A 26,669-nucleotide genomic window follows, 5' to 3' on the forward strand; every position below is an offset into this window, starting at 1 on the left:
CGGCTTGCTGGGCCGGCTGGGCGGTCGGCGCCCGCATGGCCTGGGCGGCCTGCCTCAGGTCGCCGGCGCCGCTGCCGGTGCGGAAGCGGCCGAGCATTTCGGCGAGGCGCGCGCTTTCCAGGCGCAGTTCGTCGCCGGATGCGCTGACCTCCTGCACCATGGCGGCGTTCTGCTGGGTGTTCTTGTCCATGTCGTTCATGGCGATGTTCACTTCGGCCAGGCTGGAGGACTGGTCCGACGCCGCGCTGGCGATCGCGTCCATGTGGGCGTCGATCGACCGCATGAGTTCCTCGATCGCCGAGATGCTGCCGCCCGCGTCGGTGACGAGCTGGACGCCTTCGCCGACGGTGCGTTCGGAGTTCGAGATCAGGCCCTTGATCTCCTTGGCAGCCTCCGCCGAGCGCTGCGCGAGCGCGCGAACCTCCTGGGCGACCACCGCGAAGCCGCGGCCCGCGTCACCGGCGCGCGCGGCCTCGACGCCGGCGTTGAGCGCCAGAAGGCTGGTCTGGAAGGCGATCTCGTCGATGACGCCGATGATCTGCGTGATCTGCCGCGCCGACTGGTCGATGCGTTCCATGGCCCCGACCGCGTTGCGCACGACGGTGCTGGACTGCTCGGCCCGTTCGCGGGTGGAGCGCACGAGGTCGCGCGCCTCGGCGGTGCGCCGCGAGGTGGCGGTGACGTTGGCGGTCACCTGGTCGAGCGCGGCCGCGGTCTCTTCCAGTGCCGCGGCCTGCTGTTCGGTGCGGCGGGCGAGGTTGCCCGAGGCCTGCGAGATCTCGTTGGAGCCGCCGCCGACGATGGACGCCGACCGCGCGGCATCGGCCATCGCCGCGCGCAGCTGGCGCATGGAGGTGTTGAAGTCGTTGCGAAGCGGCTCGAAGCGTTCGGCGAACCGTTCCTCGATGTCGCACATGAGGTCGCCCGCCGCGAGGCGCCGCAGGCTGGCCGCGAGAGACCCCGTCGCCTGGTTCAGGCGCTGCTCGGCGTCGGCTTCGGCCTGCGCCTGCATGGCCTCGCGCTCGCGGTCGGCCGCCTCGCGCTGGCGCGCATTCTCGGCTTCGAGGTGCAGGTTGCGCAGCGCGGCCTGGCGGAAGATCTCCACCGAACGCGCCATCTCGCCGATCTCGTCGCCGCGATCCTGCAGCGGGATCGGGTTCTGCACGTCGCCCTCCGCCAGCGCATGCATGCGGCCGGCGATGCCGCGGATCGAGCCGCTGATGTTGCGAACCGCCAGGACGCACAGCGCCGACACCACGAGCACGACGGCGAGGGTGAGGCCGACATAGAACACGAAGGCCGCGCGGGCCTCCTCCAGGCGGGTTCTGGCGAGCGTATCGAGCGCCGAGGTCGACTGGTCGATCGCGGCGCGAAGAACCGGGTACTGGGCCTGCTTCGCCTGGGTCCACTGGTCGACGGTGATGCTGCTCGTGCGCCCGGCCTGGTCGTTGCGCAGAATGTCCTGGCGTGCCGCCTTCATGGTTTCGCCATTGGCGCCCGCCTCGAAGGCGCGGATTGCGGCGGTGATGTCGGCCGGCAGGAAATCCGTCAGGGCCGGGCGGTGGATGTCGGTCAGGCTGCGCGAATGAACCATGTAGGAGAAGGCAGGCGCCGGCAGGGTTTCGCCGCGCAGGAACATGAGGCCGAGATTGTTCTCGATCAGGGCCGCGTCGTTCGTCTGCATGAGGGCGTGGAAACCGGCGACGAAACGCGCGAGCTCCAGATCGGCGACGATGGCGCCGGCCCGGTCCATCAGCTTCAGGCCGGCCGCCGAGACCGGCTGGAGGATGTACAGCGCCTCGTTGAAGGTCGCCTTGTCGGTATCGACGCGAATGCGGTGCGGCGCGACCTTGTCGATGCCGTCGCGGATCACGGCCATCGTCTCCTCGATCACCGGGTCGCTCTGGCCGCTCTCCACCAGCGCCTGGTGCGCCTCCAGCACCTGCTTGAAGACGGCATCGGTGCGGGTGCGCGCGGCGGCGCGTGTCTGGGGGTTCGACAGGGCTTCGGCGGGCAGGGCGAGAGCCAGCTGCGAACCCGCTTCGGCGAGTTCCTTGACCGGCATGGCCTGCCGCAGGTCGACATATTCGCTGTGGGTTTTCCAGGCCAGGTAGCCACCCATCAGGGCGATGATGGTGAGTGGCAGGATCGCCAGTCCAAACAAGGTGCTGCGAATCGAGATCGCGCGAAAGGCCATGCTGTTCCCCGAATGACGCTGCCGCCCCGCGGGTCGCGAGGCAGCATGAAGGTTTCCCCTCAAATCATTGGAGCAGAACAGTTAAAAAAAAGCCCTCAACGGCGCGTGGCGCGGCCACGTCCTCGCCGCGCCGATGCATCCCGCTTCAAAGCGCGCAGAGCGGGTAGCCGGCGCGCAGCGCCGAGCACAGGTCCGGCCCCCAGCCGCCGAAGCCGAGCAGCAGGGCAGCCGTTCCGATCGTGACGACGGCGACGACGACCGCCGCGCGCAGGCCGAAGCCGTCCAGCGCCGGGCCGTCGCTCGGATGAGGGTGATGGTCGCGCATGCCGGTCATCCCGCCAGCGCTCCGCCCGCCAGAAGCAGCGCGGCGATCACCACCGTCACCGAGCCGACCAGCGGATAGAGCGCGATCACGAGCGTCAGCGTGGCGCCGCGCATCTCGCCATCGGCGCGGTGCGGGCGGCTCGCCTCCTGGGTGCCGGCCGGCTTGAGGCCGCCCGGATGTCCCCGCATCGGGGCCGTGGGTTCGTGCTGCGTCATGTCCATCTGTGTCGCGCCGGGATCCGCGTCCCGTTCCTCTCGGTCGTCTGCCTAGTCTCCGGCCGCAGGACGCGCGGCGAAGAATTTCACACGGGGAGGAAGATGTTCAGCGGCCAAGGCGCAATTTGGGCGCGATCTGGGCGGCTTCGGGGCAGCGGTTCACGCGCCGCGTGGTGTTGCAGGGAAGCCTCACCCTTGCCGCTTCGGGTCCCATCGGCTACACGCGCGCAGGATTGTTCTCGAGGGCCGGGGGCAGGCGCGAACCGGCCGGAAATGCGACGGAAATGACCGGAAAGAGCGAAAAGATGAAAGCGCGCATGCCGCGCGGCTTCGTCGACCGGCAGGCGGCCGACATCCGCGCCGTGGACGAGATGTGCGCGAAGATCCGCGCCGTCTACGAGCTCTACGGCTTCGAGCCGGTCGAGCAGCCGATGATCGAATACACCGATGCGCTGGGAAAATTCCTGCCCGACCAGGACCGGCCGAACGAGGGTGTGTTCTCCTTCCAGGACGACGACGAACAGTGGCTGTCGCTGCGCTACGACCTCACCGCGCCGCTCGCCCGCTACGTGGCGGAGAACTTCGAGAAGCTGCCGAAGCCGTTCCGCAGCTACCGCCAGGGCTGGGTTTTCCGCAACGAAAAGCCGGGGCCGGGCCGCTTCCGCCAGTTCATGCAGTTCGACGCCGACACCGTCGGCACGCCGGGCGTGGCCGCCGACGCCGAGATGGCGATGATGATGGCCGACGTGATGGAGGCGCTGGGCATCGCGCGCGGCGACTACGTCATCCGGGTGAACAACCGGAAGGTTCTGGATGGGGTTCTGGAGGCGATAGGCCTCGGCGGAGACGAGAATGCCGGGCGCCGGCTGACCGTGCTGCGGGCCATCGACAAGCTGGACAAGTTCGGGCCGGAGGGCGTGAGGCTGCTGCTCGGGGCCGGGCGTTGGGACGGCGGCAAGGAAGGCGAGGGGGACTTTACGAAGGGCGCGGGGCTGGATGAGGGGCAGAGCGAAACTGTCCTGTTCCAGCTAGGTATTCCGAGCAGCATCAAGGATGATAGTCTCTATCCGGCCGGCGAGACATTTGCCGCTGGCCAGGGTGAATTGATTGCGATCGAGGAATTAGTTCGCGCCGCTGGCTACGGACCCGATCGCATCCGCATCGACCCCTCCGTCGTCCGCGGCCTCGAATACTACACCGGCCCGGTCTACGAGGCCGAGCTGCTGGCCGAGATCCCCAACGAGGACGGGCAGATCGTGCGCTTCGGGTCGGTGGGCGGCGGCGGGCGCTATGACGGGCTGGTGTCGCGCTTCCGCGGCGAGCCGGTGCCGGCGACGGGCTTTTCGATCGGCGTCTCGCGGCTGATGACGGCCCTGAAGAACCTCGGCAAGCTGCAGACGGCCGACGTGCCCGGCCCGGTGGTGGTGCTGGTCATGGACCGCGACACCGAAAGCCTCGGCAAGTACCAGAAGATGGTGGGCGAGCTGCGCGCCGCCGGCATCAGGGCGGAAATGTATCTCGGCGGCTCGGGCATGAAGCCGCAGATGAAATACGCCGACAGACGGGGGGCTCCGTGCGTCGTCATCCAGGGCGGCGACGAGCGCGCCAAGGGCGTCGTCCAGATCAAGGACCTCGTCGAGGGCGCGCGGATGGCCGAGACGATCACCGACAATGCCGAATGGCGCGAGGGCCGGCCGGCGCAGGTGGAGGTTTTGGAGAGCGAGCTGGTGGCGACCGTGCGCGGCATCATCGCGGCGCAGGCGGCGGAGCGGGGCGGTCGGTGAGGGCGATTGGCGTTGCTTTGGATCCGGCCTTTGCAGGCAAGGGCGGCGCTCTACGGCGCCCCCCTCTGCCCTGCCGGGCGGGGCGAGCCACTCGTCTCGCCCGTCCTTCGGACCCCCCACAGGGGGGGAGATCGGCAGTTCCAGCGTCTGCGCTCATCTTGCAACGCTGGCGATTGGCGAGGTCGGCGGAGAGAGTGATCTCCCCCCTCGTGGGGGAGATGCCGGCAGGCAGAGGGGGGCGCGAAGGAACGCGGCATCTCCGTTCCGGATTCGCGCCCTTGTTGCGCGCGCGTCGCGAGGCGCAACTTTCTCCGCCCCAGGCCCGCCCATGACCCGCTTTCCCGCCATCGCCCCCGATCTCGTCGCCCTCTTCGCCGCGCGGGGGGCCGACATGGTCGACGTGCCGGTGATCCAGCCGGCGGACCCGTTTCTCGACATGGCGGGCGAGGATCTGCGTCGCCGCATCTTTCTCACCGAGAGCGAGACGGGGGCAGCACTCTGCCTGCGGCCGGAGTTCACCATTCCGGTCTGCCTCGACCACATCGCCAGCCAGGCCGGCACGCCGCGCCGCTACGCCTATCTGGGCGAGGTGTTCCGGCAGCGGCGCGAGGGCGGCAACGAGTTTTTCCAGGCCGGGATCGAGGATCTGGGCGAGACCGACGCCGCCATGGCCGACGCGCGCTCGGTGGCGGATGCGCATGCGCTGCTGTCGCTGTCGCTGCCCGGCCGCGCGCTCAACGTGACGCTCGGCGACCAGTCGGTGTTCGAGGCGGTGCTGGCCGCGCTCGGCCTGCCGCGCGGCTGGCGCATGCGGCTGGCGCGGGCCTTCGGCTCGGCCGAACAGCTGGAAGCGGCGCTCGCCGACCTCGCCAACCCGCCGAAGGCCTCGGTGCTGCCGGCCCGGGTCGCCGAACTCGTCGCCGATGGCGACCGCGAGGCGCTGGCGGCGCAGATCGCCGAGGGGATGGCCGAGACCGGCCTGTCGCCGACGCTCGGCCGCACGCCGGACGAGATCGCGCGGCGGCTGATCGAGAAGGCCGAACTTCGAAGCGTGCGGCTCTCGGCCGAAGCGTTCTCGGCGCTGAAGGCGTTCCTCGCCATCCGCGCGCCGCTCGACACGGCGGCCGACGTGCTGGAAGGCTTCGCCGCCAGTGCGGGCGTCTCCCTGGGGACTGCGCTGGAGCGGTTTTCGGCGCGCGCGCAGGCGGTGGCAGGGCACGGCCTGCCGGCCGGCGCCATCACCTATGACGCGGCTTTCGGCCGTCCGCTCGACTACTACACCGGCCTCGTCTTCGAGATCGCGGCCGCGGGGGCGCCGCGCACGCTGGTCGGCGGCGGCCGCTACGACCGGCTCTTGACGCTGCTCGGCGCGAAATCGCCGATCCCCGGCGTCGGCTTCTCGGTCTGGCTCGACCGGGTCGAAGCGCTCAGGGGAGGGGCGTGATGATTGCTGAACGGCTGAGCCGGCGTTCCGAGCCGCTACCCCCACCCCTCACCCCTCCCCACAAGGGGGAGGGGGACGCGAGACGCTGGCGCCCTCCCTCCCCCTTGTGGGGAGGGGTGAGGGGTGGGGGTAGCGACGCTCAATACGGTTGCGCTGCTGCCGCCTGCGCGGCCACGGCGGAGCGACGCCCATGAGCATCACCATCGCCCTGCCGTCGAAGGGCCGGCTGCGCGAGCAGGCGCTGGAGGTCTTCGCCAAGGCGGGACTGCCCGTCGAGGAGCCGGCCGACCAGCGGCGCTACCGCGCCAGGATCGGCGGGCGCGACGACATCGAGGTGGCGTTCCTCTCCGCCTCCGAGATCGCCAGCGAACTCGGCCAGGGCAACGTCGATTGCGGCGTCACCGGCGAAGACCTCGTGCGCGAGACGCTGGCCGACTGGGACGCGAAGGTGGAGATCGCGGCACCGCTCGGCTTCGGTCACGCCGACGTGGTGGTGGCGGTGCCCGACATCTGGCTCGACGTCGCCACCATGGCCGACCTCGACGACGTGGCGGCCGAGTTCCGCCAGCGCCACGGGCGGCGGCTGCGGATCGCCACGAAATACTGGCGCATGACGCAGCAGTTCTTCTCGCAGATGCACGGCATCCAGGTCTATCGCATCGTCGAAAGCCTCGGCGCCACCGAGGGCGCCCCGGCTGCCGGCTCGGCCGACGTCATCGTCGACATCACCACCACCGGCTCGACGCTCAGGGCCAATCACCTGCGCATTCTCGACGACGGCGTGATCCTGAAGTCGCAGGCCTGCCTCGTCGCGGCGAAACGGGAGCGACCGGCCGCCGACGCCGCGCTGCTGGCGGAGGTCTGCCGGCGCGTGCGCGAGGCGGTGGCATAGAGCGCGCCGCGCCGCCTGTCCGATTGCACCGGCGTTGGCGCCTGATACACTTGCCTGAAAGAGTCCGGCGGGCGCCGACGCGGCCGCCGGGGACGGACCATCGGGAGGATCATCCATGACCACTGACGCCGGCGCGCCGCATTCGCTCGCGCCCATCGACGGCTTGTCGCACGTATCCGGCGACCGCGGCCGGCCCTTGCTGGAGGAAACGATCCCGCAGGCGCTGGCCAGGACGGTCGCGCGGTTTCCCGACCGGCCGGCGGCGGTGTTTCCGGCGCAGGGCGTGCGCGTCACCTGGTCCGAGTTCGCCACCGCGGTCGACGACCTCGCCGCCGGGCTGCTGGCGCTCGGGCTCGAGAAGGGCGACCGCATCGGCATCTGGTCGCCCAATCGCTGGGAATGGCTGCTGACACAGTTCGCCACGGCGCGGATCGGGCTGGTGATGGTCAACATCAATCCGGCCTACCGGCTCTACGAGCTCGAATATGCGCTGAACAAGGTCGGATGCCGGGCGCTGGTGACGGCGGCGAGCTTCAAGAGTTCCGATTATCTCGGCATGGTGGCCGAGCTCGCGCCGGAACTGGCGACGTCGAAGCCCGGCGAACTCCAGGCGGCAAGGTTGCCGCACCTCCAGTTCGTCATCCGCATGGGCGAGGCGTCGTCGCCGGGGATGATCCGTTTCGACGACGTGGCCGGGCTCGGCACGGCAAGGGAGCGTGCGCGGCTCGATGCCATCACGGCCAGTCTCGACCGCGACGAGGCGATCAACATCCAGTTCACCTCCGGCACCACCGGCGCGCCCAAGGGCGCGACGCTCACGCATTCCAACATCCTCAACAACGCGCATTTCGTCACCGCGGCGATGAACCTGACGGAGCAGGACCGGCTCTGCATTCCCGTGCCCCTCTACCATTGCTTCGGCATGGTGATGGGCACGCTCGGCTGCGTCACCAAGGGCGCCGCGATGGTCTTTCCGGGCGAGGGTTTCGATCCGGAGGCGACGCTGTCTGCCGTGGCGGCCGAGCGCTGCACGGCGCTCTACGGCGTGCCGACCATGTTCGTGGCCATGCTCGACCACCCGGGCTTTGCGGGCTTCGACCTCTCCTCGTTGCGCACCGGCATCATGGCCGGCGCGCCGTGCCCGATCGAGGTGATGAAGAAGGTGCAGAGCCAGATGAACATGCGCGAGGTGACCATCGCCTACGGCATGACGGAGACGAGCCCGGTGTCCTTCCAGAGCCATGTCGACGACCCGCTGGAAAAACGCGTCTCGACCGTGGGGCGCGTCCATCCGCATGTCGAGGTCAAGGTGGTGGACGCCGAGGGCCGCACGGTGCCGCCGGGCGAGCGCGGCGAATTGTGCACGCGCGGCTATTCGGTGATGAAGGGCTATTGGGACGAGGCGGAAAAGACCGCCGAGGCGATCGACGAGGAAGGCTGGATGCACACCGGCGACCTCGCCACGATCGATGCCGAAGGCTATTGCAACATCGTCGGCCGGGTGAAGGACATGATCATCCGCGGCGGCGAGAACGTCTATCCGCGCGAGGTGGAGGAGTTCCTCTACCGCCATCCCAAGGTGCGCGAGGTGCAGGTGTTCGGGGTGCCGGACGCGCGCTACGGCGAGGAGGTCTGCGCCTGGATCGTGCCGGCCGGCGAGGCGCCCAGCGAGGAGGAGATCCGCGAATTCTGCCGCGGCCAGATCGCGCACTACAAGATCCCGCGCTACGTCCGCATCCGCCCCTCGCTGCCGATGACGGTGACGGGCAAGCCGCAGAAGTTCGTCATGCGCGACGAGATGGTGGGCGAACTCGGCATCGCCGAGCTGAAGACGGCCTGAGCCGCCGCGACCCGTCGCTTTCCGCGAATGCGAAGAAGGCCCGGCTTGGGAAAGCCGGGCCTTCGTCGCTGCGCGCGGAAGACTGGAGGTCAGGCCGTGGCGAGCTTGCCGCCGCGGGCGTCGAGCGACAGCGCGCCGGGGCCGGAGACGTAGAGGGCGAGGAAGCCGCCCGCGATGGTCAGGTTCTTCATGAAGGAGATCATCTGCATCTGGTCTTCCGGCTGGAAGTGGAAGACGTAGCCGGCGAAGACGCAGAAGCCGGCGAGCAGGAGGGCGGCGATCTTCGTCTGGAAGCCGACGAGGATGGCGATGCCGGCGACGGTCTCGAAGATCGCGGCGAGCCAGGCGAGGGCGGTGGCGGCCGGCAGGCCGACCGAGCCGATGTAGCCGGCGGTGCCTTCGATGCCGCCGAACTTCTGCAGGCCCGACATGATGAACATGACCGAGAGGAGGATGCGGCCGATGAGGAGGATGACGCTGTTGGACATTGGGAGGTCTCCGGGAGGATTGAGTTCGCCCGGACCATACGCCGAATGGCGGAAACCGATAGCAGCGCCTCAGCCGACTGTACGTTCACTATTGTTGAACGATGGCGGGGTGTCGTAGATGGTAGACCTCGTGCATCGCCCGTCATCCTCGGGCTTGTCCCGAGGATCTGCCAACCGGAGGGCCATGTGCCACAAATTCTCACCGACGACGAGGGTGGTTGACAGGCGAATGTGGATCCTCGGGCTTGTCCCACTGCTGTCCGGTTTAAGTATCTGGACAAGGTGCATGACATTGATTCTACTCGGTTTCAGACGTTTCGCGGCGTTTGGACACGAGCAGGGAGCAATGTCATGCGGCACGACAATAGCGTTTTTCACAGCCTTCAGAAGCACATTCCTTGGTGCGTGTTCGACGCTCTGGTGGAAAAGCACCGAACCGACAGGCGGGTTCGGCGGCTGGACACGAAGAGCCAGTTGCTGGCGCTGCTGTTTGGCCAGTTGTCCGGCGCAGCCAGCCTGCGCGAGATCGAGGCGGGCCTGGCAAGCCACGCCAGCCGGCTCTATCATCTGGGAGCCAGCCCCGCCGCGCGCTCGACGCTGGCGGACGCCAATGCGAAGCGGTCGTGGCAGGTCTTCGCCGAGCTGTTCGCCCACATGGCCAGGACGGCCTGCCGCAACACGCGCCGCCATCTGGCCGACGCCGCCTGCCTGCTCGACGCCACGCGGATCGAACTCGGCGGCGCGAGCGCCGGCTGGCTGAGCGCGCAGAACGGCCGCCGCGCGGTGAAGCTGCACATCGCCTACGACCTGGCCGTGCAGGCTCCGCTCAGCGCCGAGATCACCGACCAGAAGGTCGCCGACGTCACACCCGCCAAGACGCTTCCGATCACCCCCGGAATGACCTATGTGTTTGATCTCGCTTACTATGATTATGGCTGGTGGGCGCGGCTCGACGCACAGGGCTGCCGCTTCGTCACCCGTCTGAAGGTCCACACCACGATCGAGGCGGCGCAGCGACTCGCCTTGCCGGAAGGCTCCGACGTGCTGTCCGACCGCATCGGCTTCCTGCCGCAGCGCATGGCCGCATCGCGGCGCAATCCCTTCGCCGCCCCGGTGCGCGAACTGACCGTGCGCATCTCCATCGGCAAGATCATCCGCCTCGTCACCAACGATCTCGACGCGCCCGCGCAGGACATCGCAGACTTCTACGAGGCGCGCTGGCAGATCGAGCTCTTCTTCAAATGGATCAAGCAGAACCTCAAGATCGCCCGCTTCCTGGGAACCTCCGAGAACGCCATCCGCATCCAGCTCTTCGTGGCCCTCATCGCCTATCTGGTCCTGCGCGCCGCCCATGCCGCACAGAAGGCCGTCGCAAGACCGCTGACCTTCGCACGCCTCGTCCGCCTCAATCTCATGCACCGCAGACCCATCGACGAACTCACCACACCGCCAAACCCGCCGAGGCCAAATCCCAACCAGATCAGCTTCGCTTTCCTGCAAAGCTGAACCGGACAGCAGTGGGACGAGCCCGAGGATGACGCCGCGCAAGGGCACGATGGCCGGCGCGTGCGCCGAACCAAAGCAAGCCATCCCCGTCTTGCCCGATCCTCACCCCGGCTGCGTCATCAGTTCCGGCCGGACGATGCGGTCGTAATCTTCGGCCGTCACCAGGCCGGTCGCCAAGGCCTCCTCGCGCAGCGTGGTGCCGTTTTTGTGCGCCGTCTTGGCGATTTTTGCCGCCGCGTCGTAGCCGATCGTCGGCGCCAGCGCGGTGACCAGCATCAGCGAACGTTCCAGCGCCGCCTTGATGTTGTCCTCGCGCGCTTCGATGCCCGTCACGCAATTGTCGGTGAAGGAGCGCGCGGCATCCGACAACAGCTGCACCGACTGGAGGAAGTTGTAGGCCATCAGCGGATTGTAGACGTTCAGCTCGAAATGGCCCTGGCTGCCGGCGAAGGTGATGGCGGCATTGTTGCCGAACACCTGCACGCAGACCTGCGTCAGCGCTTCCGACTGGGTGGGGTTCACCTTGCCGGGCATGATCGACGAGCCGGGCTCGTTCTCTGGCAGCGACAGTTCGCCCAGGCCCGAACGCGGGCCGGAGCCCAGGAAGCGGATGTCGTTGGCAATCTTGAACAGGGCCGCCGCTGCGGCGTTGATGGCGCCGTGGCTGAACACCATGGAGTCGTGCGCGGCCAGCGACTCGAACTTGTTGGGCGCGGTCACGAAGGGCAGGCCGGTGATGGCGGCGATGCGCTCGGCCACCTTTTCCGCGAAACCGATGGGGGCATTGAGGCCGGTGCCGACCGCCGTGCCGCCCTGGGCCAGTTCGCAAAGGCCCGGCAGCGTCAGTTCGATGCGCCTGATGGACGATGCGACCTGCGCGGCATAGCCGGAGAACTCCTGGCCGAGCGTCAGCGGGGTTGCGTCCTGCGTGTGGGTGCGGCCGATCTTGACGATGTGGTCGAAGGCCTTGGCCTTCTCGTCGAGCGCGGCATGCAGGTGCTTCAGCGCCGGCAGCAGGTCGTGCACGATCCGCTCGGCGCAGGCCACGTGCATGGCCGTCGGATAGGTGTCGTTCGACGACTGGCTCATGTTGACGTGATCGTTGGGGTGCACCGGCTTCTTGGAGCCCATCACGCCGCCAAGCATCTCGATGGCGCGGTTGGAGATCACCTCGTTGGCGTTCATGTTGGACTGGGTGCCGGACCCGGTCTGCCAGACCACCAGCGGGAAATGCTGGTCGAGCTTGCCGTCGATCACCTCCTGCGCAGCCTTCACGATCGTTTCGCCGATCGTGGGGTCGAGCCGGCCGAGCGCCATGTTGGCTTCGGCGGCCGCCTGCTTGACGATGCCCAGCGCGCGCACGACCGAGAGCGGCTGCTTTTCCCAGCCGATCTTGAAATTGCCCAGTGATCGCTGCGCCTGCGCGCCCCAGTAGCGGTCTGTGGCGACTTCGATCGGCCCGAACGTGTCGGTCTCGGTGCGGGTGGCGCGGGCGTCGGTCATGGCGGGCTCCTGGGGACGATGTGAGCGAGGGGGTAGCGTGCAGGCGGATGCGCTTCAAGCGCAGATTGCCGGTGGACTCCTGTCAAATCGATTCAATTCACGCGGCCAAGTGCTTGAGTTCGCTTCGCTGGGGCGGGGCCGGGTGGCGCCTCTCGGCGTGGTGACCGGGCAACCCCTGCAAGGCAATCCACGCCTTCGCTTGATTTCCTCGTCCATCCTGCCGATACTCTTTTCGAGGATCGAAGAAAAGGAGGAGCGACACCCGGCAAAGATCGGGACATTGCCCACAAAAAACAGGAACAAGGGGCGGGAGGAGCCGCGCCTTCAACAGTTCTCTCGGGAGGAGACAGTCTTGAAAACCAACAAAATCCTGGTCGCCATGGCCAGCACCGCCGCCGTTTGCCTTGCGGGCGCGGCGCCCGCCTTTGCCGAGACCGCGCTCAAGTGGGCGCATGTCTATGAGGTGAGCGAGCCCTATCACACCTGTGCGGTCGCCGCCTCCGACAAGCTGAAGGCGGCGACGGACGGACGCTATTCGGTTGAGGTCTTCCCGGCTTCCTCGCTCGGCAAGGAATCCGACATCAACGAAGGGCTCGGGCTGGGCACCGTCGACATCATCTACACCGGCCAGCTGTTCGCCGGGCGCTCCTACGGTCCGATTGCCATCGGCGGCGCGCCGTTCATGTTCCGTGACTACGATCACTGGGACAAGTATCGCAACTCCGATCTCTTCACGCAGCTTGCCGACGGCTACAAGAGCGCCACCGGCAACCACATCACCTCGATGACCTATTACGGCGAGCGCCATGTGACGTCCAACGTGCCGATCGACAAGCCGGAGGATCTGAAGGGCCTGAAGATCCGAGTGCCGGATGCGCCGCTCTACATGATGTTCCCCAAGGCAGCGGGCGCCAACCCGACGCCGATCGCCTTCGCCGAAGTCTATCTCGCGCTGCAACAGGGAACGGTGGACGCGCAGGAGAACCCGCTGCCCACCATCCAGGCCAAGAAGTTCCACGAGGTGCAGAAGCACATCAACCTCACGGGCCACATCACCGACGCGTTGCTGACGATCGTCGGCGGCCCGGCCTGGAACGCCATGGACGCGGCCGATCAGCAGGCTCTCGAGGCGGTGCTCGACGAGACGTCGGATTGCGCGACCGGGCAGATCATCGAATCCGAGAAGAGCCTCGTCCAGTGGTTCCGCGACGAGGGCGTGGACGTTCGCGAGGTTGATCGGGGGCCGTTCCGCGAGGCGACGATGACCCTGCACAACGGGCCGGACGCAACCTGGGATCAGGCCACCTACGATACCTTGCAGGCCATCCAGTAGGCTGCACGCAGGCCCCTTCGGCCGCCGACGTCCCGCGTCGGTGGTCGCAAGGCCGCCGTTCGTGATCAGCCGGAGACCGGGCTCCGGTTTCCGGTCGTCATGCGGCTGCGGCCATCGGGGATGGGTTTGCTGCGATGCGTCCGGCCGATGCGCGCGCTTTCGTGCGCGTCACGGCCGATCCGGATCCATGGCGCTTGCAGACCCCTTGCCTTCTCGCATGTCCCCGTCCTGCGGCCGGGGACATGCCTGGCAGATTGCTTGCGGCGCCGTCCTGCGTCGCCCGGCTTCCTTTGCGGAGATCAATATGCGGCAAAACCCGACCGAAACCGGCGTTGAGGTGGACGAGAGCGAGCGGCTGGACGATCTCCAGCCGCAGGACGCCATCGTGTTCCTTGTTTTCTGGACCTTGGCCGTCGTGGTGTTCCTGCAGTTCTTCACGCGCTACGTGCTCAACAATTCGCTGGGCTGGACCGAGGAAATCGCCCGCTACCTCCTGATCGGGGTCACCTTCGTGGGGGCGGTCACGGCGGTTCGCAAGGAAAGTCATATCGCCGTCGAACTGGTCTACCGCTGGCTGCCCCGGCGGGCGCGGTTTGCCTTGCAGATCGCCGTCGATCTGGTGGCGCTTGCCTTCTACGGCATCACGGCCTGGCTTTGCGTGACGCTGGCGCAGCGCACCCAGCAGATGATGGGCGCGATCGACCTGCCGAAATCGATCGTCTACTGGGCGGTCGCGGCCTGCTTTGCCGCCATGACCGTCTATGGCGCGGTGGTCCTCGTGCGCCACCTGCGCACCGGCACCAGCCGTCTCGTCGATCCGGAGCGGTTCGCCGCGACCGGCCCAACCCTCTAGAGCGGCGACCGATCATGCTCCTGACCCTGCTCTTCGTCCTGCTTCTCGTGATGCTCCTGCTCGGGGTCCCGGTGGCCATCGCACTCGCGGGCGCCTCGGCCGTCTTCATCTTCATCGACGGACGCATTCCCGACGTCGTGGTCGTCCACCGGATGATCAACGGGGTGGATTCCTTCCCGCTGCTCGCCGTGCCCTTCTTCATCCTCGCCGGCAACCTGATGAACTCGGCCGGCATCACCGAGCGCATCTTCGATTTCGCCAAGGCGCTGGTCGGCTGGATGCGCGGCGGGCTCGGCCACGTCAACATCGGCGCCTCGGTCATCTTCGCCGGCATGTCGGGCGCGGCGGTGGCCGATGCCGGCGGGCTCGGCGCCATCGAGATCAAGGCCATGCGCGACGCCAACTACGATCCCGGCTTCGCCGTCGGCATCACGGCGGCGTCCTCGACCATCGGCCCCATCATCCCGCCCTCTCTGCCCATGGTCATCTATGGCGTGGTGGCTGGAGCCTCGATCGGGCAGCTGTTCGCGGCCGGCTTCGTGCCGGGACTGATCATGGCCGTCTCGCTGATGATCATGGTGGCGATCTACGCCCGCCGGCACGGCTACGCGCGCGATCAGGCCTTTTCGATCCCGGTCCTCGGCATCACCTTCGTGCGCGCCTTCCTCTCGCTGATGACGCCGGTCATCATCGTGGGCGGCATCCTGTCGGGCGCCTTCACGCCGACCGAAGCCGCCATCGCAGCCTGCGTCTGGGCGCTGTTTCTCGGCCTCGTCGTCTATCGCACCCTGTCCCTGCGCCGTTTCCTGCGTGTTTCGTTCGACACGATCGAGACGACCGCCGTCGTGCTCTTCATCGTCGCCTCGGCCTCGATCTTCGCCTGGATTCTCGCCTCCAACCGGGTGCCGGAGCATTTTGCCGCGCTGCTGCTCACCGTGTCGGAAAACCCGATCATCGTGCTCCTGCTGATCAACCTGATCCTGCTCGTCGTCGGCTGCTTCCTGGAGACGGTGGCGGCGATCACCATCCTCGTCCCGGTGCTGCTGCCGATCGCCGTCAAGGTCGGCGTCGATCCGGTCCATTTCGGCGTGATCGTCGTGCTCAACCTGATGATCGGCCTTTTGACGCCGCCGGTCGGTCTGGTGCTCTATGTGCTTGCGCGAGTCTCGAAGGTGCCGTTCGAGCGCTGCGTGGTCGCCACCGCGCCGTTCCTCGTGCCGCTGGCGATCGTGCTCGTCCTCGTCACCTTCGTCCCGTCGATCACGCTCTGGCTGCCGACGCTGCTGTATCGGTGAGGGGAATCCGCCGCCGCCTCAGGGCGACTTGGGCTATTCGACGATCTCACGGCGTGCGGCACTCGCCAGGAAGGCCGAGCGGGTCTGTTTGCGGGCCTTTGCCGCCGCATCGATGGCGTCGAGCAGGCCGAGATCGAAGGAAACGTTGATCCGAGCCGTCGAACCGCGATCGCGCACCAGAGGCACGATCGTGGTCATGGCGCCCTGTCGGTCCTCTTCGAGATCCGGATCGGACATGATGGCGTCGAAGTCGCGCGGTGGGGGGACGGGGTCGCCGTCCGCTTCCAGTATGCGGACATGGCCGGAAAGCGCCTCGACGGCGTGCTGCACCGCCTCGTCGATCGTATCCCCTGCCGAAATGCAGCCGGGGAGATCTGGGAAGCTCACGCCATAGACGCTGTCGGGTTCCTTGTGAATGAAGGCGATGTATCGCAACTTGCTACTTCTTCTGCATCAACCCCGCCTGCTTCAGAACCGATCGTATGGTTCCCATCGGGATATCCTTACGCGGGTGGGGAACGGTTACCTTCCCGGGCTTCGACGGATGCTTGAAATGGTGATGCGATCCGGTCACTCCGATCTCGAACCAGCCATCATTTTCCAGCAGTTTGATGAGGGCACGGCTGTCGCGTTCCATTCCCGTCTCCGTGTAAGATAATACACACGATCGGCGACAGCAAGATGCGCGCCGAACAGACGCACATATCTAACGTATCCGTTTGGTCGGCGTCATGCCGACCCTGACGGGCATTACTTTCCCCTTCGAAATATGCATCGGGAGTGATCCGCAGTCGACGTAAAAAAAGGCGGCCCTTGCGAGCCGCCTTTCCATGTCTGCGTGGCTGGTTCCCCGGCCGGAGCCGGGGAGGGGCCGGTCCTCGGGCGAGCCCGAGGGCGGGACTTAGAAGTCCATGCCGCCCATGCCGCCCATGCCGCCGCCCATTCCGCCCGGCATGCCGCCGCCGGCAGCTTCCTTCTTCGGAGCCTCGGCGATCATGGCCTCGGTGGTGACGAGCAGGCCGGCGACCGAAGCCGCGTCCTGGAGCGCCGTGCGCACGACCTTGACCGGGTCGACGATGCCCATGGCGATCATGTCGCCATACTCGCCGGTCTGGGCGTTGTAGCCGTAGGTCTCGCTGCCGTTGTCGAGGATCTTGCCCGCGACGATCGAAGCCTCGGCGCCTGCGTTCGACGCGATCTGGCGGCAAGGAGCCTGCAGGGCGCGGCGGACGATGGCGATGCCGGCCTTCTGGTCGGCGTTGGCGCCTTCACCCTTGATGGCCAGCGACGCGCGCAGCAGCGCGGTGCCGCCGCCGGGCACGATGCCTTCTTCCACGGCCGCGCGGGTCGCGTTGAGGGCGTCGTCGACGCGGTCCTTCTTCTCCTTGACCTCGACCTCGGTCGAGCCGCCGACGCGGATGACCGCGACGCCGCCCGCGAGCTTGGCCAGGCGCTCCTGGAGCTTCTCGCGGTCGTAGTCCGAGGTGGTCTCCTCGATCTGCTGCTTGATCTGGGCGACGCGGCCCTGGATCTCTTCCTTCTTGCCGGCGCCGTCGACGATGGTGGTGTTCTCCTTGGAGATCGACACCTTCTTGGCGCGGCCGAGCATGTCGAGGCCGACGTTCTCGAGCTTGATGCCGAGGTCTTCCGAGATCACCTGGCCGCCGGTGAGGATCGCGATGTCCTCCAGCATGGCCTTGCGGCGATCGCCGAAGCCGGGCGCCTTGACGGCAGCGATCTTCAGGCCGCCGCGCAGCTTGTTGACCACCAGCGTGGCGAGCGCCTCACCCTCGACGTCCTCGGAGATGATGACCAGCGGCTTGGAGGTCTGGACGACCGCCTCGAGCACCGGCAGCATCGCCTGGAGGTTCGACAGCTTCTTCTCGTGCAGGAGGATGTAGGCGTCCTCGAGCTCGGCGACCATCTTGTCGGGGTTGGTCACGAAGTAGGGCGACAGGTAGCCGCGGTCGAACTGCATGCCCTCGACGACCTCGAGCTCGGTCTCGGCGGTCTTGGCTTCCTCGACGGTGATGACACCCTCGTTGCCGACCTTCTGCATGGCCTCGGCGATCATCTCGCCGATTTCCTTCTCGCCATTGGCGGAGATGGTGCCGACCTGCGCGACTTCGGCGGAGGTGTTGATCTTCTTGGCGCTCTTGACGAGGCTGGCGACGGCTTCAGTCACCGCGAGGTCGATGCCGCGCTTCAGGTCCATCGGGTTCATGCCGGCGGCAACGGCCTTGTGGCCTTCCTGGACGATCGACTGGGCGAGAACGGTCGCCGTCGTGGTGCCGTCACCGGCGATGTCGTTGGTCTTCGAGGCCACTTCGCGCACCATCTGGGCGCCCATGTTCTCGAACTTGTCTTCCAGCTCGATCTCCTTGGCGACGGTGACGCCGTCCTTAGTGATGCGCGGAGCGCCGAACGACTTGTCGATGACGACGTTGCGGCCCTTGGGGCCGAGCGTGACCTTCACCGCATCGGCGAGAATGTTGACGCCGCGCAGCATCCGCTCGCGCGCATCACGGGAAAAACGTACTTCCTTGGCAGCCATGTTTTAGCTCCTCAACAGTTTCGACCGGTCGTCGGACCTGGCCGTGGATCAGATTTCGATCAGGGCTCGGCTCAGCCGATGATGCCCATGATGTCGGATTCCTTCATGATCAGCAGGTCTTCGCCGTTGAGCTTGACCTCGGTGCCCGACCACTTGCCGAAAAGCACGCGGTCGCCGGCCTTCACGTCCAGCGGAACCAGCTTGCCGCTCTCGTCGCGCGCGCCGGAGCCGACGGCGATGATCTCGCCTTCCTGCGGCTTTTCCTTCGCGGTGTCGGGAATGATGATCCCGCCCTTGGTCTTCTCTTCAGACTGGACCCGGCGGACCACCACACGATCGTGCAGCGGGCGGAAATTCGTTTCTGACATTTTGGTATCCTCGATGCGGATGATGGAATTATCTTCCGTCCGGCGTGACCGGACTGCGTTAGCACTCACCGCGAGGGAGTGCTAACGCGCCGCTCAGATAGGCGCGATACGCTTGGCTGTCAAGAGAAAGGGATGGCCTCGTCGCGCTCGTCGGAGTCGCTGGGAGCGCTTTGCCGGAGGCTTGCCGGGCGCAATCGCGAGATCGGCGCCGCAGGACTTTCGGTCGGCCTCAGGTGGCGTCGGTCGACGGCGAAATCAAGGCCGCGGTCGCCGGCTTCTGCGAAGGATCCCGGCCTGCCGGCCGCGAAAGACCGGCGATGGACGCCGGCCCTGCCTCGGGCCTGCCTGCCCGCTCAGCTGACGATGCGCAGGTTGGACAGCTCGTCGGCGATTTCCTTGAACGTCTGCTCCAGCGCGCCCCCGGTCGTGTTCCAGAACAGCTTGGCCGCGCTGCCGTCGGGCGCCTTGCGGAACTTCGAATCGGACGCGCAGCTCTTCAGGGCGTTGATCTGGCCGAGTTCGTCGGCCTTGCTCGAGCTCAGGTCCAGCGCCACCGTCATCACGACCAGGTTGCTGGACTTGGCCTTCTCGCAGATGGCGTTCATCTGCTGCGTCATCGCCGTGGTGTAGTTGCTGTTGGAATAGGTGCTGCTGCTGACCGACGTGCCCATGAAGATGCGCGACTTGGACTGTCCCGACTGGTTCACCCCGGCATAGCCATAGGCCGAATAGATCGACTTGTTGCCCGCGCCGTCGCCGTAGCCGAGCGAACCCGGCGTGTAGTAGGTGTTGGCGCCATCGGTGAGCACGATCAGCACCTTGTCGTTGCCTTTTTCGCTTTCGGGGCGTCCGTCCGCGAACGGTTCGGTGCTGGTGAGGGTCTTCCAGCCCCAGACGATGCCCTGCGGAACCGTCGTCGCGCCATTGGCGACCATGGCGTCGATCGCGCCGTTGACGGCGTTCTTTCCGTTCACCGAGGTCACGTCCGTCAGCCGCGTGATCGGCGCAGTGGTGCAGGACGTATTGGGGCCCTTGCCGCTGCCCGCCGCCGATGTGTTGTTCGGCTCGAAATATTTGGGCATGTACTTCTGCCGCACGATGTCCGTGCCGGTCGTCCCGTCGGCCCAGTAGTTTGTGTAGGCCGTCCCGTTCGTCGTGGAATCGGTCTCGTCGGGCGCGAACATCGGGACGATCAGCGTCTCGGGCTTGCTCGACGAGGGCGCGCTGGCGTCGAGATTGTAGGGATGCGGGCGCATTTCCACGCAGCCCTGCCAGCTCGCATAGCTGCCATAGGTGTAGCTGTAGGAACCCTCATCGACCCAGTTGCACTTGTATCCGCTCCAGGTCCAGCCGCACTTCTGCACCCAGTTGCTTGTCCAGACTTGGCCTGTCACGCGCTGCATGTCGTTGAACAGCGAGAAGCGGGTCACCTTCTGGCCCGCCGCGCTGCCCCAGCCGCTGCCGACCTTGTAGTAGATGCCGCCCGACAGCGAGACCTGCTTGTTCGACGGCATGGTCGACCAGTTGAAGTTCTCGTGGTGCACCGGCGAGCGCCCGTCGACGTCCATCCAGCTGGCGGTCGCATATTGTGTGCCGACGTTGACGGACCCGGCGAAGGGCACGACGGAAAACTGGACCGGCTTGTCGACCTGCTTGATCTGGGCTGCCTGTCCGGCCAGCGTGTCGACGAGCTGCTTGGCCGCGGTCTTCAGAAGGTCGATGCGCTTCTTGCCGGAACCCGAGCCGTTGTCGGTCATCGAGCCGGAATTGTCGAGGACGAGGGCGACTTCCAGCGTGTTCTTCAGCCGGACCCGCGTCTCGGCGGTGATTTGAAGGGCCGTCTGGTCTCGCGACACCAGCGAGGAAAAGGCGTCGAAGAAAAACGGCTTGAATGAGTAGGACGCGTCGATGGTCAGGAGGCCGCCACCGGTTTCGCTGCTGGGCAGGGTCAGCTGGAAATTCGCAGCGCTGGTGTCGATGCCGTTCATGTTGGCCTGGAAGAAATCCTTCGCATAGGCGATGGTGTCCTTCTCGGAGCCGCCGGCGACATAGAATCGGGCGGCCGCGATGCCGGCGGCGTCCAGCGCGTTCAGCGCCATGGCACGCTGCCGCGTCATCTCGGAATAATCGATTGCGAGGGCCAGAGCGCCCAGGATCGGGACGATGGCCACCGCCGTCGCGATCGCGAAATTGCCGCGCCGGTCCTCGATAAATCTGCGAAACATCCTGCACCTCTGCCAAGTCGACGTGCTTCACCATGGCAGAGGCGTGCTAAATTCCAGTTTTCGGTGCGGTTCAAATGCGAAAGGCCGGGTTCATCCGGCGTTAACCGGCCTGTGCGTCCGCCAGCGCCCTCGACGCTTTCGCCGGTTCGGGACGAAGCCGCTTGGGCTTGGCGAAATGGGGCCCCATCATGAGGTCGATGCCGAGGTCCAGAAGTTCGATCGCGTCCTCGTCGTTGCGGATGCCGCGCGCCACGATGGCCAGCCCGTCGGCCTTGGCGGCGGCAACCATCTCGGCGCCGCTCGCCGAGCCGCGGCGAGCCTTCTGCCGGTCGAGAAGCCGGCCCGCCTCGGCCTTCAGGGCCACCGTGCCGCGGTCGCGCAGCAGGCGGATACCAGCGGCCGGCTTGTCCCAGCCCTCGGCGGCGAAGCCCAGACCGGAGGCGGAAAGCGTGTCGATGCCCGCGGCCACCGCGCCGGTGGAGGCGATCAGCAGATGCGCCGGGACGGAGATGACGATCTGGTCGGCCAGGGCCGGCTGCATGGTCACCAGCGCCGCGATCTCGGCGCAGGCCGTCGCGTTCAACAGCAGTTCTTCGGAGACCGGACAGTGCAGCGGCGCCCGGTCGTCCTTGCCGCCGAGCCGACGCCTTGCAACTTCGGCCGCGCGAAGGACGACCGCCTTTTCGAAAGCCTGCCGCTCGACATGGCGTCCGGCAGCCGAAAGCCGGTGGATGTGATGCGTCACGCCGTTCAGCTCCAGGCAGACATGGACCTCGAAGGCGACGCCGGCATTGCGCGAAACGGAGACGATCGGCTCCAGGCTCAATTCCAGTTCGTCATCCGCCAGAACGCGCGCCAGCGCGATCTCGACCGCGTCGGCCGGATCGGGCTTGTCTCCCTTTCGCTTCGCGGAAATCGCCGGGTAAGGGATGATGTCGGCCTGCAACGGGGCCAGGCTGGCCGAAGCGCCGCGCAAGGCGATCGTGTCGATCTCGGTGCGCAGGCGTTCCTCCAGCAGCAGCCGTTCGGCGTCCGCCGACTTGGCGCGTGCGTCGAGCGAGGCCAGCGCCGCATCGAGCCCGCGCGAGAGGCGCCGAAGTTCGGCATGGGCGCGTCGCGCCTTCCAGATGGCAATGCCCGCCGTTGCCAGCGCCAGCCCCGCGACGAGCAGGCTCAGGGCCAGCGCGCCGCTCGTCGGAGGCAGGCTGTGGACGACGGCAGCAGTCGGTTCGGCGCCGACGCCGCGCAGGCCGATCCCCAGAATGACCGCCGAAATGGCGGCGCCAGCGATAAGTCGCATGCCCATCCCTCGGGTCGGTGCGACGCATGTCCGGTCGTCGGACATTCGCCGTCACATGTTTCACGCAGGAGTTTAGCAGACATTCTGCGCCATGAATGTGAAGCGAAACATAATGACAGGGTCATCGGCTTCGGTTAATTCCGGGGCCGCCGCCGACCGGGACGGGCGTCAGCGAAACCGAGGAGCGACAATGCCAGGCCAGCCGCGAATGATCGCTTCGCTCGACGACATCGCCAGCGACTACGGCGCTCTCCTGTGTGATGTCTGGGGCGTGATTCACAATGGCGTCAACGCCTTCGACGATGCGTCCGCCGCGCTGGTGCGAGCCCGCGAAAAGGGTCTGGCCGTCGTCCTGATCACCAACGCGCCGCGGCCGTTTCCGGATGTCCGGGCTCAACTCGCCGTGCTCGGCGTGCCGGCCGATGCCTACGACCGGATCGTGACCTCGGGCGACGTCACGCGCGATCTCATCGCGGAAGGATCGCGGCGCGTGTTCCACATCGGCCCCGATCGCGACCTGTCGATCTATGACGGCCTGGATATCGAGCTCTGCGAGGAGCCGGAGGCGTCGAGCGTCGTCTGCACGGGGCTCTTCGACGACGAGACCGAAACGCCGGACGATTATGGCGAGATGCTGCAGCGCCTGCGCGCCCGCAACCTGCCCTTCATCTGCGCCAATCCCGACATCGTGGTGGAGCGCGGCGACCAGTTGATCTGGTGCGCCGGTGCGCTGGCGCGCGACTTTTCCCTGCTCGGCGGCCGTACGCTGATCTCCGGCAAACCGCACCGGCCGATCTACGAGGCGGCGCTGCGGGCAGCCGGCGAGGTTCTCGGACGCCCGGTCGCTGCCTCGGAAGTGCTGGCGATCGGCGATGGCGCGCTGACCGACCTGAAGGGGGCTGTCGAGAACGACATCGACGCGCTCTACGTCTCGGGCGGCATCCATGCGCGCGACTATGGCGAGACGCTGAGCCCCGATCTCGACCGGCTCGCGGCCTTCCTCGACAGGCATGGGCATGCGCCGGCGGCGGTCATTCCGCGGTTGCGCTGACGGGGGAAGGCCAGGACGCACCGAGCCATGAGCCCGAGAACCTTCCAGCGGATCGACGATCCCGCCGCGCTGCCCGCCGATCTTCGCGGCGGCGTCGCAGCGATTGGCAATTTCGACGGTGTGCACCGCGGGCATACGACCGTGCTGGAGCGGGCGCGGGCGCTGGCCGACAGCATGGGGGCGCCGGCTCTTGCCCTGACCTTCGAGCCGCATCCACGCTCGGTCTTCCGACCCGAAATCCCGGTCTTCCGGTTGACGCCGGCATCGCTGAAAGCCGACCTGATCCACCGCGCGGGCTTCGACGCCGTGGTCGAGCAGGCTTTCACGCGTGATTTCGCCAGCCTCACGGCCGAAGAGTTCGTCGACCGCGTGCTGGTCGGGGGGCTTGGAATCGCGCATGCCGTGACCGGCTTCGATTTTCATTTCGGCCGGAACCGGCAGGGCGGCCCCGCCTATCTGATGGAGGCCGGTCAGCGCCACGGTTTCGGCGTGACGCTGGTCGATGCCTTCCGCGACGAGGGCGCCGACGTCGTTTCGTCGAGCCGCATCCGCATGCTTCTGGCGGGTGGCCACGTCGCCGAGGCCGCCGGGCTGCTCGGCTACCGCTTCACCGTCGAGGCCGAGATCGTCGGCGGCAAGCAACTCGGCCGAACGCTCGGCTATCCCACCGCCAACATGGCGCTGCCGGCCGAGACCGAGCTGAAATACGGCATCTATGCCGTCCGCCTGCGGCGCGCCGACGGCACCCTGCACGACGGCGTCGCCAGTTTCGGTCGGCGGCCGACGGTCGACGCCGACGGCGCGCCGCTTCTGGAAACCTTCGTCTTCGACTTTTCCGGCGATCTCTACGGCGAGACCTGCCGCGTTTCCCTGTTCGGCTTCCTGCGCGGAGAGGAGAAGTTCGACGGGCTCGACGCCCTCGTGGCGCAGATGAAGCGCGACGAGGCGGAGGCGCGAGCGCTGCTCGCCGGTGTGCGGCCCATCTCGGCCGTCGATGCCGGGCTCTGCTTCCCCGGCTGATCATCACGCGGCTGTTTATCGACTTGACGCCGCGCTTCGGGCAAAGCTCCCGCGCATGGGGGCAGAGCGGAATTCCTCGCGCCCGGCGCGGATCCTGATCACGGGCGCGACGTCGGGCATCGGCCTGGCGCTCGTTCGCCGGCACGCGCCGAAGGCCCGGGTGCTCGCCGGCGGCCGCCGCGCCGCAGCCGATGCCCATGGCGTCCTGCCCGACGGCGTCTCCTACGTCCAGGCCGACCAGCGCGAGCCGGAACGGGCCGTGGCGGCCATTCTGGGCGGCCTCGACGAGCTCGGCTGGGACGGGCTCGATCTCGCGATCCTCAATGCCGGGATCGGCCATGCGGTCGATCCGGCCGAGGAAACGCCGTCGATGCTGCGCGACGTGCTCGACACCAATCTGTTCGCCGCCATCGCGCTGGCCCAGGCGCTGCTGGCGCGGCTGGAGGCGGGGCAGGGGCGGCTGGTGCTGATCGGCTCGACGGCGCACAAGGGCGCGCCCGGCTTCGCCAGCTACGCGGCGGCCAAGGCCGGGCTGCATGGCTTCGCGCGGGCGCTGTCGGAAGAATGGAAGGGGCGCGTCGCCGTCCAGGTCATTCATCCTGGCCCGACCGACACGGGCATGCATGCCCGCGCCGGACATGATCCCGGGCGCGTCGCCCGCCTCTTCGCCAGGACGGAGACCATGGCGCGGCTGATCGATCGGTTGATCGCGGGCGGCCGGACGGTGGAGACCATCTCGTTTGCCCGCTTCCTCGGGCGCGGGCAGGGCGGCCGGTGAGGACCGCGCTCGTCACCGGCGGCAGCGCCGGCCTCGGTCGCGCCATGGTCGAGCGCCTGCTCGCCCGGGGCTGGCGCGTCGTCTCGGTCGACCGCGACGAGGGGCCGCGGGAGCCGAACATGGAGCACGTGGCCTGCGACCTGTCGGATCGGAGCGAAGTGGACGCGCTCCCGGCGCGGCTCGGCGCGCTGGCGCCATTCCACCTCGCCGTCTTCAATGCCGGCGTCAGCGCCACCGGCCGCTTCGAGGCGATTCCGCTCGACGCCTACCGACGCCTGATGACCGTCAACGCGGAGACGCCGATGATACTCGCGGCGGAACTGGTGAGGAGCGGCCATCTCGCGGGGCCGATCTGCTTCGTCTCGTCCCTGTCGCATTTCACCGGCTATCCGGGTGCGGTCGTCTACGCCGCGTCGAAGGATGCACTCGCCATCTACGCCAGAAGCGTACGCAAGCCGTTCGCGCGGCGCGGCGTGTCGGTCACGCTGGCCTGTCCCGGACCGCTGCGCACCGCGCATGCCGAGCGCCATGCGCCGCCCGGCGCGGATGCGGCGCGCCGCATGGCCCCCGATATCGCGGCGCGCATCATCCTCGACGCGACCTTCGCGGGGCGGCGCCTCGTCGTTCCGGGCCGGACGAACCGGCTGGCGGCCATCGCCGGCGCCTTGCTGCCCGGCGCGATGATGCGCCAGATGCGGCGGTTGATCTTCGAACGTCTCGACCGCGACGTCTGGTAGGGCGAGCGGGACGACATTCACGAAAGATTCACCCGCCGGGTTCACCATTCGTCAACGCTGGTCCATTGCGCAAGGCCGGGCGTAGAAGCACTATCGACCGTCTGGACAAGCCGTCCATCTTCTTTCGAAACGAGAGCGTCCATGCCGAGAACCATCCTCGCCGTCCTGCCTGCCCTGTTGATCGCCGCCACCGCCGTTCCCGCGCAGGCCGAGAACTGGTTTTCGGGCGACTGGTACCTGAAGGTGGGCGCGGCCGGTTTCGTGGCGCCGAACTTCAAGGGCGACGACGACTATCGCTTCCGCGGCCAGCCGTTGATCTCGTTCGGCCGGCAGGGCAGTTCTACCCCCTTCTCCTCGCGCAACGACAACATCTCGATCGGGATCCTCGACCAGGGCTATTTCCGCGCCGGCCCGACCGGCAAGCTGGTGTTCGGGCGCGACAGCGACGATTCGGGCGATCTCGTCGGGCTCGACCCGGTGCGCTTCGGCGGCGAACTCGGCGTCTTCGCGGAGTTCTATCCCGTCGACTGGCTGCGCCTGCGCGGCGAGGTCCGCCACGGCATCCGCTCGCATGACGGCATCGTCGGCGACCTTTCGGCCGATGCCTTCACCGACGTGACGCCGACGATCCGCATCTCGGGCGGGCCGCGCGCCTCGTTTGCCACCAACGACTATTTCGATGCCTGGTACGGCGTGTCTGCGTCCGAAGCACTGGCGTCGGGCCTGTCGGCCTACGATCCCGATGGCGGCGTGGAATCGGTCGGCATCGGCGGCGCCATCACCTGGAAGGCGACCGACACGATCGAGACCAGCCTGTTTGGCGAATACTCGCGCCTGATGGGATCGGCGGCGGATTCGAGCCTCGTCCGGCAGCGCGGATCGGTCGACCAGTTCCTCGTCGGCGTCTCGGCGACCTATCGCTTCGATTTTTCGATGTAGGCTGGGAGGGGTCTCACATCCG

Annotated in this window: 24 protein-coding genes; 13 read left to right on the forward strand and 11 right to left on the reverse strand. The window is 67.3% G+C overall.

What is annotated here, in order from left to right:
• The 3 genes from EJC49_RS07535 to EJC49_RS07545 form a co-directional block, all read right to left on the reverse strand.
• On the reverse strand, positions 1 to 2,197 hold a 2,197-nt coding region (locus EJC49_RS07535; RefSeq protein ID WP_126698883.1), incomplete at its 3' end, for a methyl-accepting chemotaxis protein.
• A 145-nt stretch (positions 2,198 to 2,342) separates the two neighbouring features.
• On the reverse strand, positions 2,343 to 2,522 hold the full coding sequence (locus EJC49_RS07540) for a hypothetical protein (protein ID WP_126698885.1): 180 nt from the start codon (positions 2,520 to 2,522) through the stop codon (positions 2,343 to 2,345).
• A 5-nt stretch (positions 2,523 to 2,527) separates the two neighbouring features.
• On the reverse strand, positions 2,528 to 2,737 hold the full coding sequence (locus EJC49_RS07545; protein WP_126698887.1) for a hypothetical protein: 210 nt from the start codon (positions 2,735 to 2,737) through the stop codon (positions 2,528 to 2,530).
• Between the two features lie 284 nt (positions 2,738 to 3,021).
• Here EJC49_RS07545 and hisS point away from each other — a divergent pair, with 284 nt between their 5' ends.
• From hisS to EJC49_RS07565, 4 genes are all read left to right on the forward strand, one after another.
• Positions 3,022 to 4,521, forward strand: a complete 1,500-nt coding sequence (gene hisS, locus EJC49_RS07550) for a histidine--tRNA ligase (protein WP_126698889.1) — start codon at positions 3,022 to 3,024, stop codon at positions 4,519 to 4,521.
• A 328-nt stretch (positions 4,522 to 4,849) separates the two neighbouring features.
• Complete coding sequence (locus EJC49_RS07555) at positions 4,850 to 5,965, forward strand: ATP phosphoribosyltransferase regulatory subunit (protein ID WP_126698891.1); 1,116 nt, start codon at positions 4,850 to 4,852, stop codon at positions 5,963 to 5,965.
• A gap of 190 nt (positions 5,966 to 6,155) precedes the next feature.
• The gene (gene hisG / locus EJC49_RS07560) at positions 6,156 to 6,857 is read left to right on the forward strand and encodes an ATP phosphoribosyltransferase (protein WP_126698893.1); all 702 of its coding nucleotides are present in this window, start codon (positions 6,156 to 6,158) and stop codon (positions 6,855 to 6,857) included.
• Positions 6,858 to 6,972: 115 nt separating this feature from the next.
• Entirely contained in the window at positions 6,973 to 8,697 is a 1,725-nt protein-coding gene (locus EJC49_RS07565) for an AMP-binding protein (RefSeq protein WP_126698895.1), read from the forward strand.
• A gap of 89 nt (positions 8,698 to 8,786) precedes the next feature.
• On the opposite strand, the gene EJC49_RS07570 is transcribed toward EJC49_RS07565, so the two are convergent.
• Complete coding sequence (locus tag EJC49_RS07570; protein ID WP_126698897.1) at positions 8,787 to 9,185, reverse strand: DoxX family protein; 399 nt, start codon at positions 9,183 to 9,185, stop codon at positions 8,787 to 8,789.
• Between the two features lie 351 nt (positions 9,186 to 9,536).
• On the opposite strand from EJC49_RS07570, the gene EJC49_RS07575 reads away from it, so the two are divergent.
• Positions 9,537 to 10,691: an IS4 family transposase gene (locus tag EJC49_RS07575; protein ID WP_126698899.1), complete on the forward strand. Its 1,155-nt coding sequence runs from the start codon at positions 9,537 to 9,539 to the stop codon at positions 10,689 to 10,691.
• 102 nt (positions 10,692 to 10,793) lie between these two features.
• Here EJC49_RS07575 and fumC read toward each other — a convergent pair whose 3' ends face one another.
• The gene (gene fumC, locus EJC49_RS07580) at positions 10,794 to 12,194 is read right to left on the reverse strand and encodes a class II fumarate hydratase (protein WP_126698901.1); all 1,401 of its coding nucleotides are present in this window, start codon (positions 12,192 to 12,194) and stop codon (positions 10,794 to 10,796) included.
• A 379-nt stretch (positions 12,195 to 12,573) separates the two neighbouring features.
• Between fumC and EJC49_RS07585 the strand changes: the two genes are divergently transcribed.
• From EJC49_RS07585 to EJC49_RS07595, 3 genes are all read left to right on the forward strand, one after another.
• Positions 12,574 to 13,527 carry a sialic acid TRAP transporter substrate-binding protein SiaP gene (locus EJC49_RS07585; protein ID WP_126698955.1) on the forward strand — a complete coding sequence of 318 codons (954 nt, stop codon included), beginning with the start codon at positions 12,574 to 12,576 and terminating at the stop codon, positions 13,525 to 13,527.
• Positions 13,528 to 13,831: 304 nt separating this feature from the next.
• A complete protein-coding gene (locus tag EJC49_RS07590; RefSeq protein WP_126698903.1) occupies positions 13,832 to 14,380 on the forward strand; it encodes a TRAP transporter small permease in 549 nt (182 codons plus the stop codon).
• A 20-nt stretch (positions 14,381 to 14,400) separates the two neighbouring features.
• The gene (locus tag EJC49_RS07595; protein ID WP_425358802.1) at positions 14,401 to 15,675 is read left to right on the forward strand and encodes a TRAP transporter large permease; all 1,275 of its coding nucleotides are present in this window, start codon (positions 14,401 to 14,403) and stop codon (positions 15,673 to 15,675) included.
• Between the two features lie 33 nt (positions 15,676 to 15,708).
• Here the strand turns inward: EJC49_RS07595 and EJC49_RS07600 are convergent, their stop codons facing one another.
• The 6 genes from EJC49_RS07600 to EJC49_RS07625 all read right to left on the reverse strand — a co-directional run bounded on the left by EJC49_RS07600 (position 15,709) and on the right by EJC49_RS07625 (position 22,122).
• Positions 15,709 to 16,110: a type II toxin-antitoxin system HicB family antitoxin gene (locus EJC49_RS07600; protein WP_126698907.1), complete on the reverse strand. Its 402-nt coding sequence runs from the start codon at positions 16,108 to 16,110 to the stop codon at positions 15,709 to 15,711.
• Between the two features lie 4 nt (positions 16,111 to 16,114).
• Positions 16,115 to 16,312, reverse strand: coding sequence for a type II toxin-antitoxin system HicA family toxin (locus EJC49_RS07605; RefSeq protein ID WP_126698909.1), 198 nt, complete (start codon positions 16,310 to 16,312; stop codon positions 16,115 to 16,117).
• A gap of 264 nt (positions 16,313 to 16,576) precedes the next feature.
• The gene (gene groL, locus EJC49_RS07610; protein WP_126698910.1) at positions 16,577 to 18,229 is read right to left on the reverse strand and encodes a chaperonin GroEL; all 1,653 of its coding nucleotides are present in this window, start codon (positions 18,227 to 18,229) and stop codon (positions 16,577 to 16,579) included.
• Positions 18,230 to 18,300: 71 nt separating this feature from the next.
• Complete coding sequence (groES, locus tag EJC49_RS07615; protein ID WP_126698912.1) at positions 18,301 to 18,597, reverse strand: co-chaperone GroES; 297 nt, start codon at positions 18,595 to 18,597, stop codon at positions 18,301 to 18,303.
• A gap of 353 nt (positions 18,598 to 18,950) precedes the next feature.
• Positions 18,951 to 20,822: a TadE/TadG family type IV pilus assembly protein gene (locus tag EJC49_RS07620; protein ID WP_126698914.1), complete on the reverse strand. Its 1,872-nt coding sequence runs from the start codon at positions 20,820 to 20,822 to the stop codon at positions 18,951 to 18,953.
• Between the two features lie 100 nt (positions 20,823 to 20,922).
• Positions 20,923 to 22,122, reverse strand: a complete 1,200-nt coding sequence (locus tag EJC49_RS07625; RefSeq protein ID WP_170314648.1) for an EAL domain-containing protein — start codon at positions 22,120 to 22,122, stop codon at positions 20,923 to 20,925.
• 190 nt (positions 22,123 to 22,312) lie between these two features.
• Here EJC49_RS07625 and EJC49_RS07630 point away from each other — a divergent pair, with 190 nt between their 5' ends.
• The 5 genes from EJC49_RS07630 (at position 22,313) to EJC49_RS07650 (ending at position 26,647) form a co-directional block, all read left to right on the forward strand.
• A complete protein-coding gene (locus EJC49_RS07630; protein ID WP_126698918.1) occupies positions 22,313 to 23,173 on the forward strand; it encodes a TIGR01459 family HAD-type hydrolase in 861 nt (286 codons plus the stop codon).
• Positions 23,174 to 23,200: 27 nt separating this feature from the next.
• Complete coding sequence (locus EJC49_RS07635) at positions 23,201 to 24,193, forward strand: bifunctional riboflavin kinase/FAD synthetase (protein WP_126698920.1); 993 nt, start codon at positions 23,201 to 23,203, stop codon at positions 24,191 to 24,193.
• 55 nt (positions 24,194 to 24,248) lie between these two features.
• Complete coding sequence (locus EJC49_RS07640; RefSeq protein WP_126698922.1) at positions 24,249 to 24,971, forward strand: SDR family NAD(P)-dependent oxidoreductase; 723 nt, start codon at positions 24,249 to 24,251, stop codon at positions 24,969 to 24,971.
• Entirely contained in the window at positions 24,968 to 25,708 is a 741-nt protein-coding gene (locus EJC49_RS07645) for an SDR family NAD(P)-dependent oxidoreductase (protein ID WP_245453312.1), read from the forward strand. The genes EJC49_RS07640 and EJC49_RS07645 overlap by 4 nt, the downstream gene beginning before the upstream one ends.
• 141 nt (positions 25,709 to 25,849) lie before the next feature.
• A complete protein-coding gene (locus tag EJC49_RS07650) occupies positions 25,850 to 26,647 on the forward strand; it encodes a MipA/OmpV family protein (RefSeq protein ID WP_126698924.1) in 798 nt (265 codons plus the stop codon).
• Positions 26,648 to 26,669: the final 22 nt, after the last annotated feature.

The sequence above is a fragment of the Aquibium carbonis genome, assembly GCF_003970795.1.
Lineage (GTDB): Bacteria > Pseudomonadota > Alphaproteobacteria > Rhizobiales > Rhizobiaceae > Aquibium > Aquibium carbonis.

Coding starts and splice junctions, on each gene's coding strand:
- EJC49_RS07625 (WP_170314648.1), bottom strand. CDS start 22,122: ATGCGACTTATCGCTGGCGCCGCCATTTCGGCGGTCATTCTGGGGATC.
- EJC49_RS07640 (WP_126698922.1), top strand. CDS start 24,249: ATGGGGGCAGAGCGGAATTCCTCGCGCCCGGCGCGGATCCTGATCACG.
- EJC49_RS07585 (WP_126698955.1), top strand. CDS start 12,574: ATGGCCAGCACCGCCGCCGTTTGCCTTGCGGGCGCGGCGCCCGCCTTT.
- EJC49_RS07575 (WP_126698899.1), top strand. CDS start 9,537: ATGCGGCACGACAATAGCGTTTTTCACAGCCTTCAGAAGCACATTCCT.
- EJC49_RS07555 (WP_126698891.1), top strand. CDS start 4,850: ATGACCCGCTTTCCCGCCATCGCCCCCGATCTCGTCGCCCTCTTCGCC.
- EJC49_RS07545 (WP_126698887.1), bottom strand. CDS start 2,737: ATGACGCAGCACGAACCCACGGCCCCGATGCGGGGACATCCGGGCGGC.
- EJC49_RS07570 (WP_126698897.1), bottom strand. CDS start 9,185: ATGTCCAACAGCGTCATCCTCCTCATCGGCCGCATCCTCCTCTCGGTC.
- hisG (WP_126698893.1), top strand. CDS start 6,156: ATGAGCATCACCATCGCCCTGCCGTCGAAGGGCCGGCTGCGCGAGCAG.
- EJC49_RS07635 (WP_126698920.1), top strand. CDS start 23,201: ATGAGCCCGAGAACCTTCCAGCGGATCGACGATCCCGCCGCGCTGCCC.
- groL (WP_126698910.1), bottom strand. CDS start 18,229: ATGGCTGCCAAGGAAGTACGTTTTTCCCGTGATGCGCGCGAGCGGATG.
- EJC49_RS07605 (WP_126698909.1), bottom strand. CDS start 16,312: ATGGAACGCGACAGCCGTGCCCTCATCAAACTGCTGGAAAATGATGGC.
- EJC49_RS07540 (WP_126698885.1), bottom strand. CDS start 2,522: ATGCGCGACCATCACCCTCATCCGAGCGACGGCCCGGCGCTGGACGGC.
- hisS (WP_126698889.1), top strand. CDS start 3,022: ATGACCGGAAAGAGCGAAAAGATGAAAGCGCGCATGCCGCGCGGCTTC.
- groES (WP_126698912.1), bottom strand. CDS start 18,597: ATGTCAGAAACGAATTTCCGCCCGCTGCACGATCGTGTGGTGGTCCGC.
- EJC49_RS07630 (WP_126698918.1), top strand. CDS start 22,313: ATGCCAGGCCAGCCGCGAATGATCGCTTCGCTCGACGACATCGCCAGC.
- EJC49_RS07590 (WP_126698903.1), top strand. CDS start 13,832: ATGCGGCAAAACCCGACCGAAACCGGCGTTGAGGTGGACGAGAGCGAG.
- EJC49_RS07620 (WP_126698914.1), bottom strand. CDS start 20,822: ATGTTTCGCAGATTTATCGAGGACCGGCGCGGCAATTTCGCGATCGCG.
- EJC49_RS07565 (WP_126698895.1), top strand. CDS start 6,973: ATGACCACTGACGCCGGCGCGCCGCATTCGCTCGCGCCCATCGACGGC.
- fumC (WP_126698901.1), bottom strand. CDS start 12,194: ATGACCGACGCCCGCGCCACCCGCACCGAGACCGACACGTTCGGGCCG.
- EJC49_RS07650 (WP_126698924.1), top strand. CDS start 25,850: ATGCCGAGAACCATCCTCGCCGTCCTGCCTGCCCTGTTGATCGCCGCC.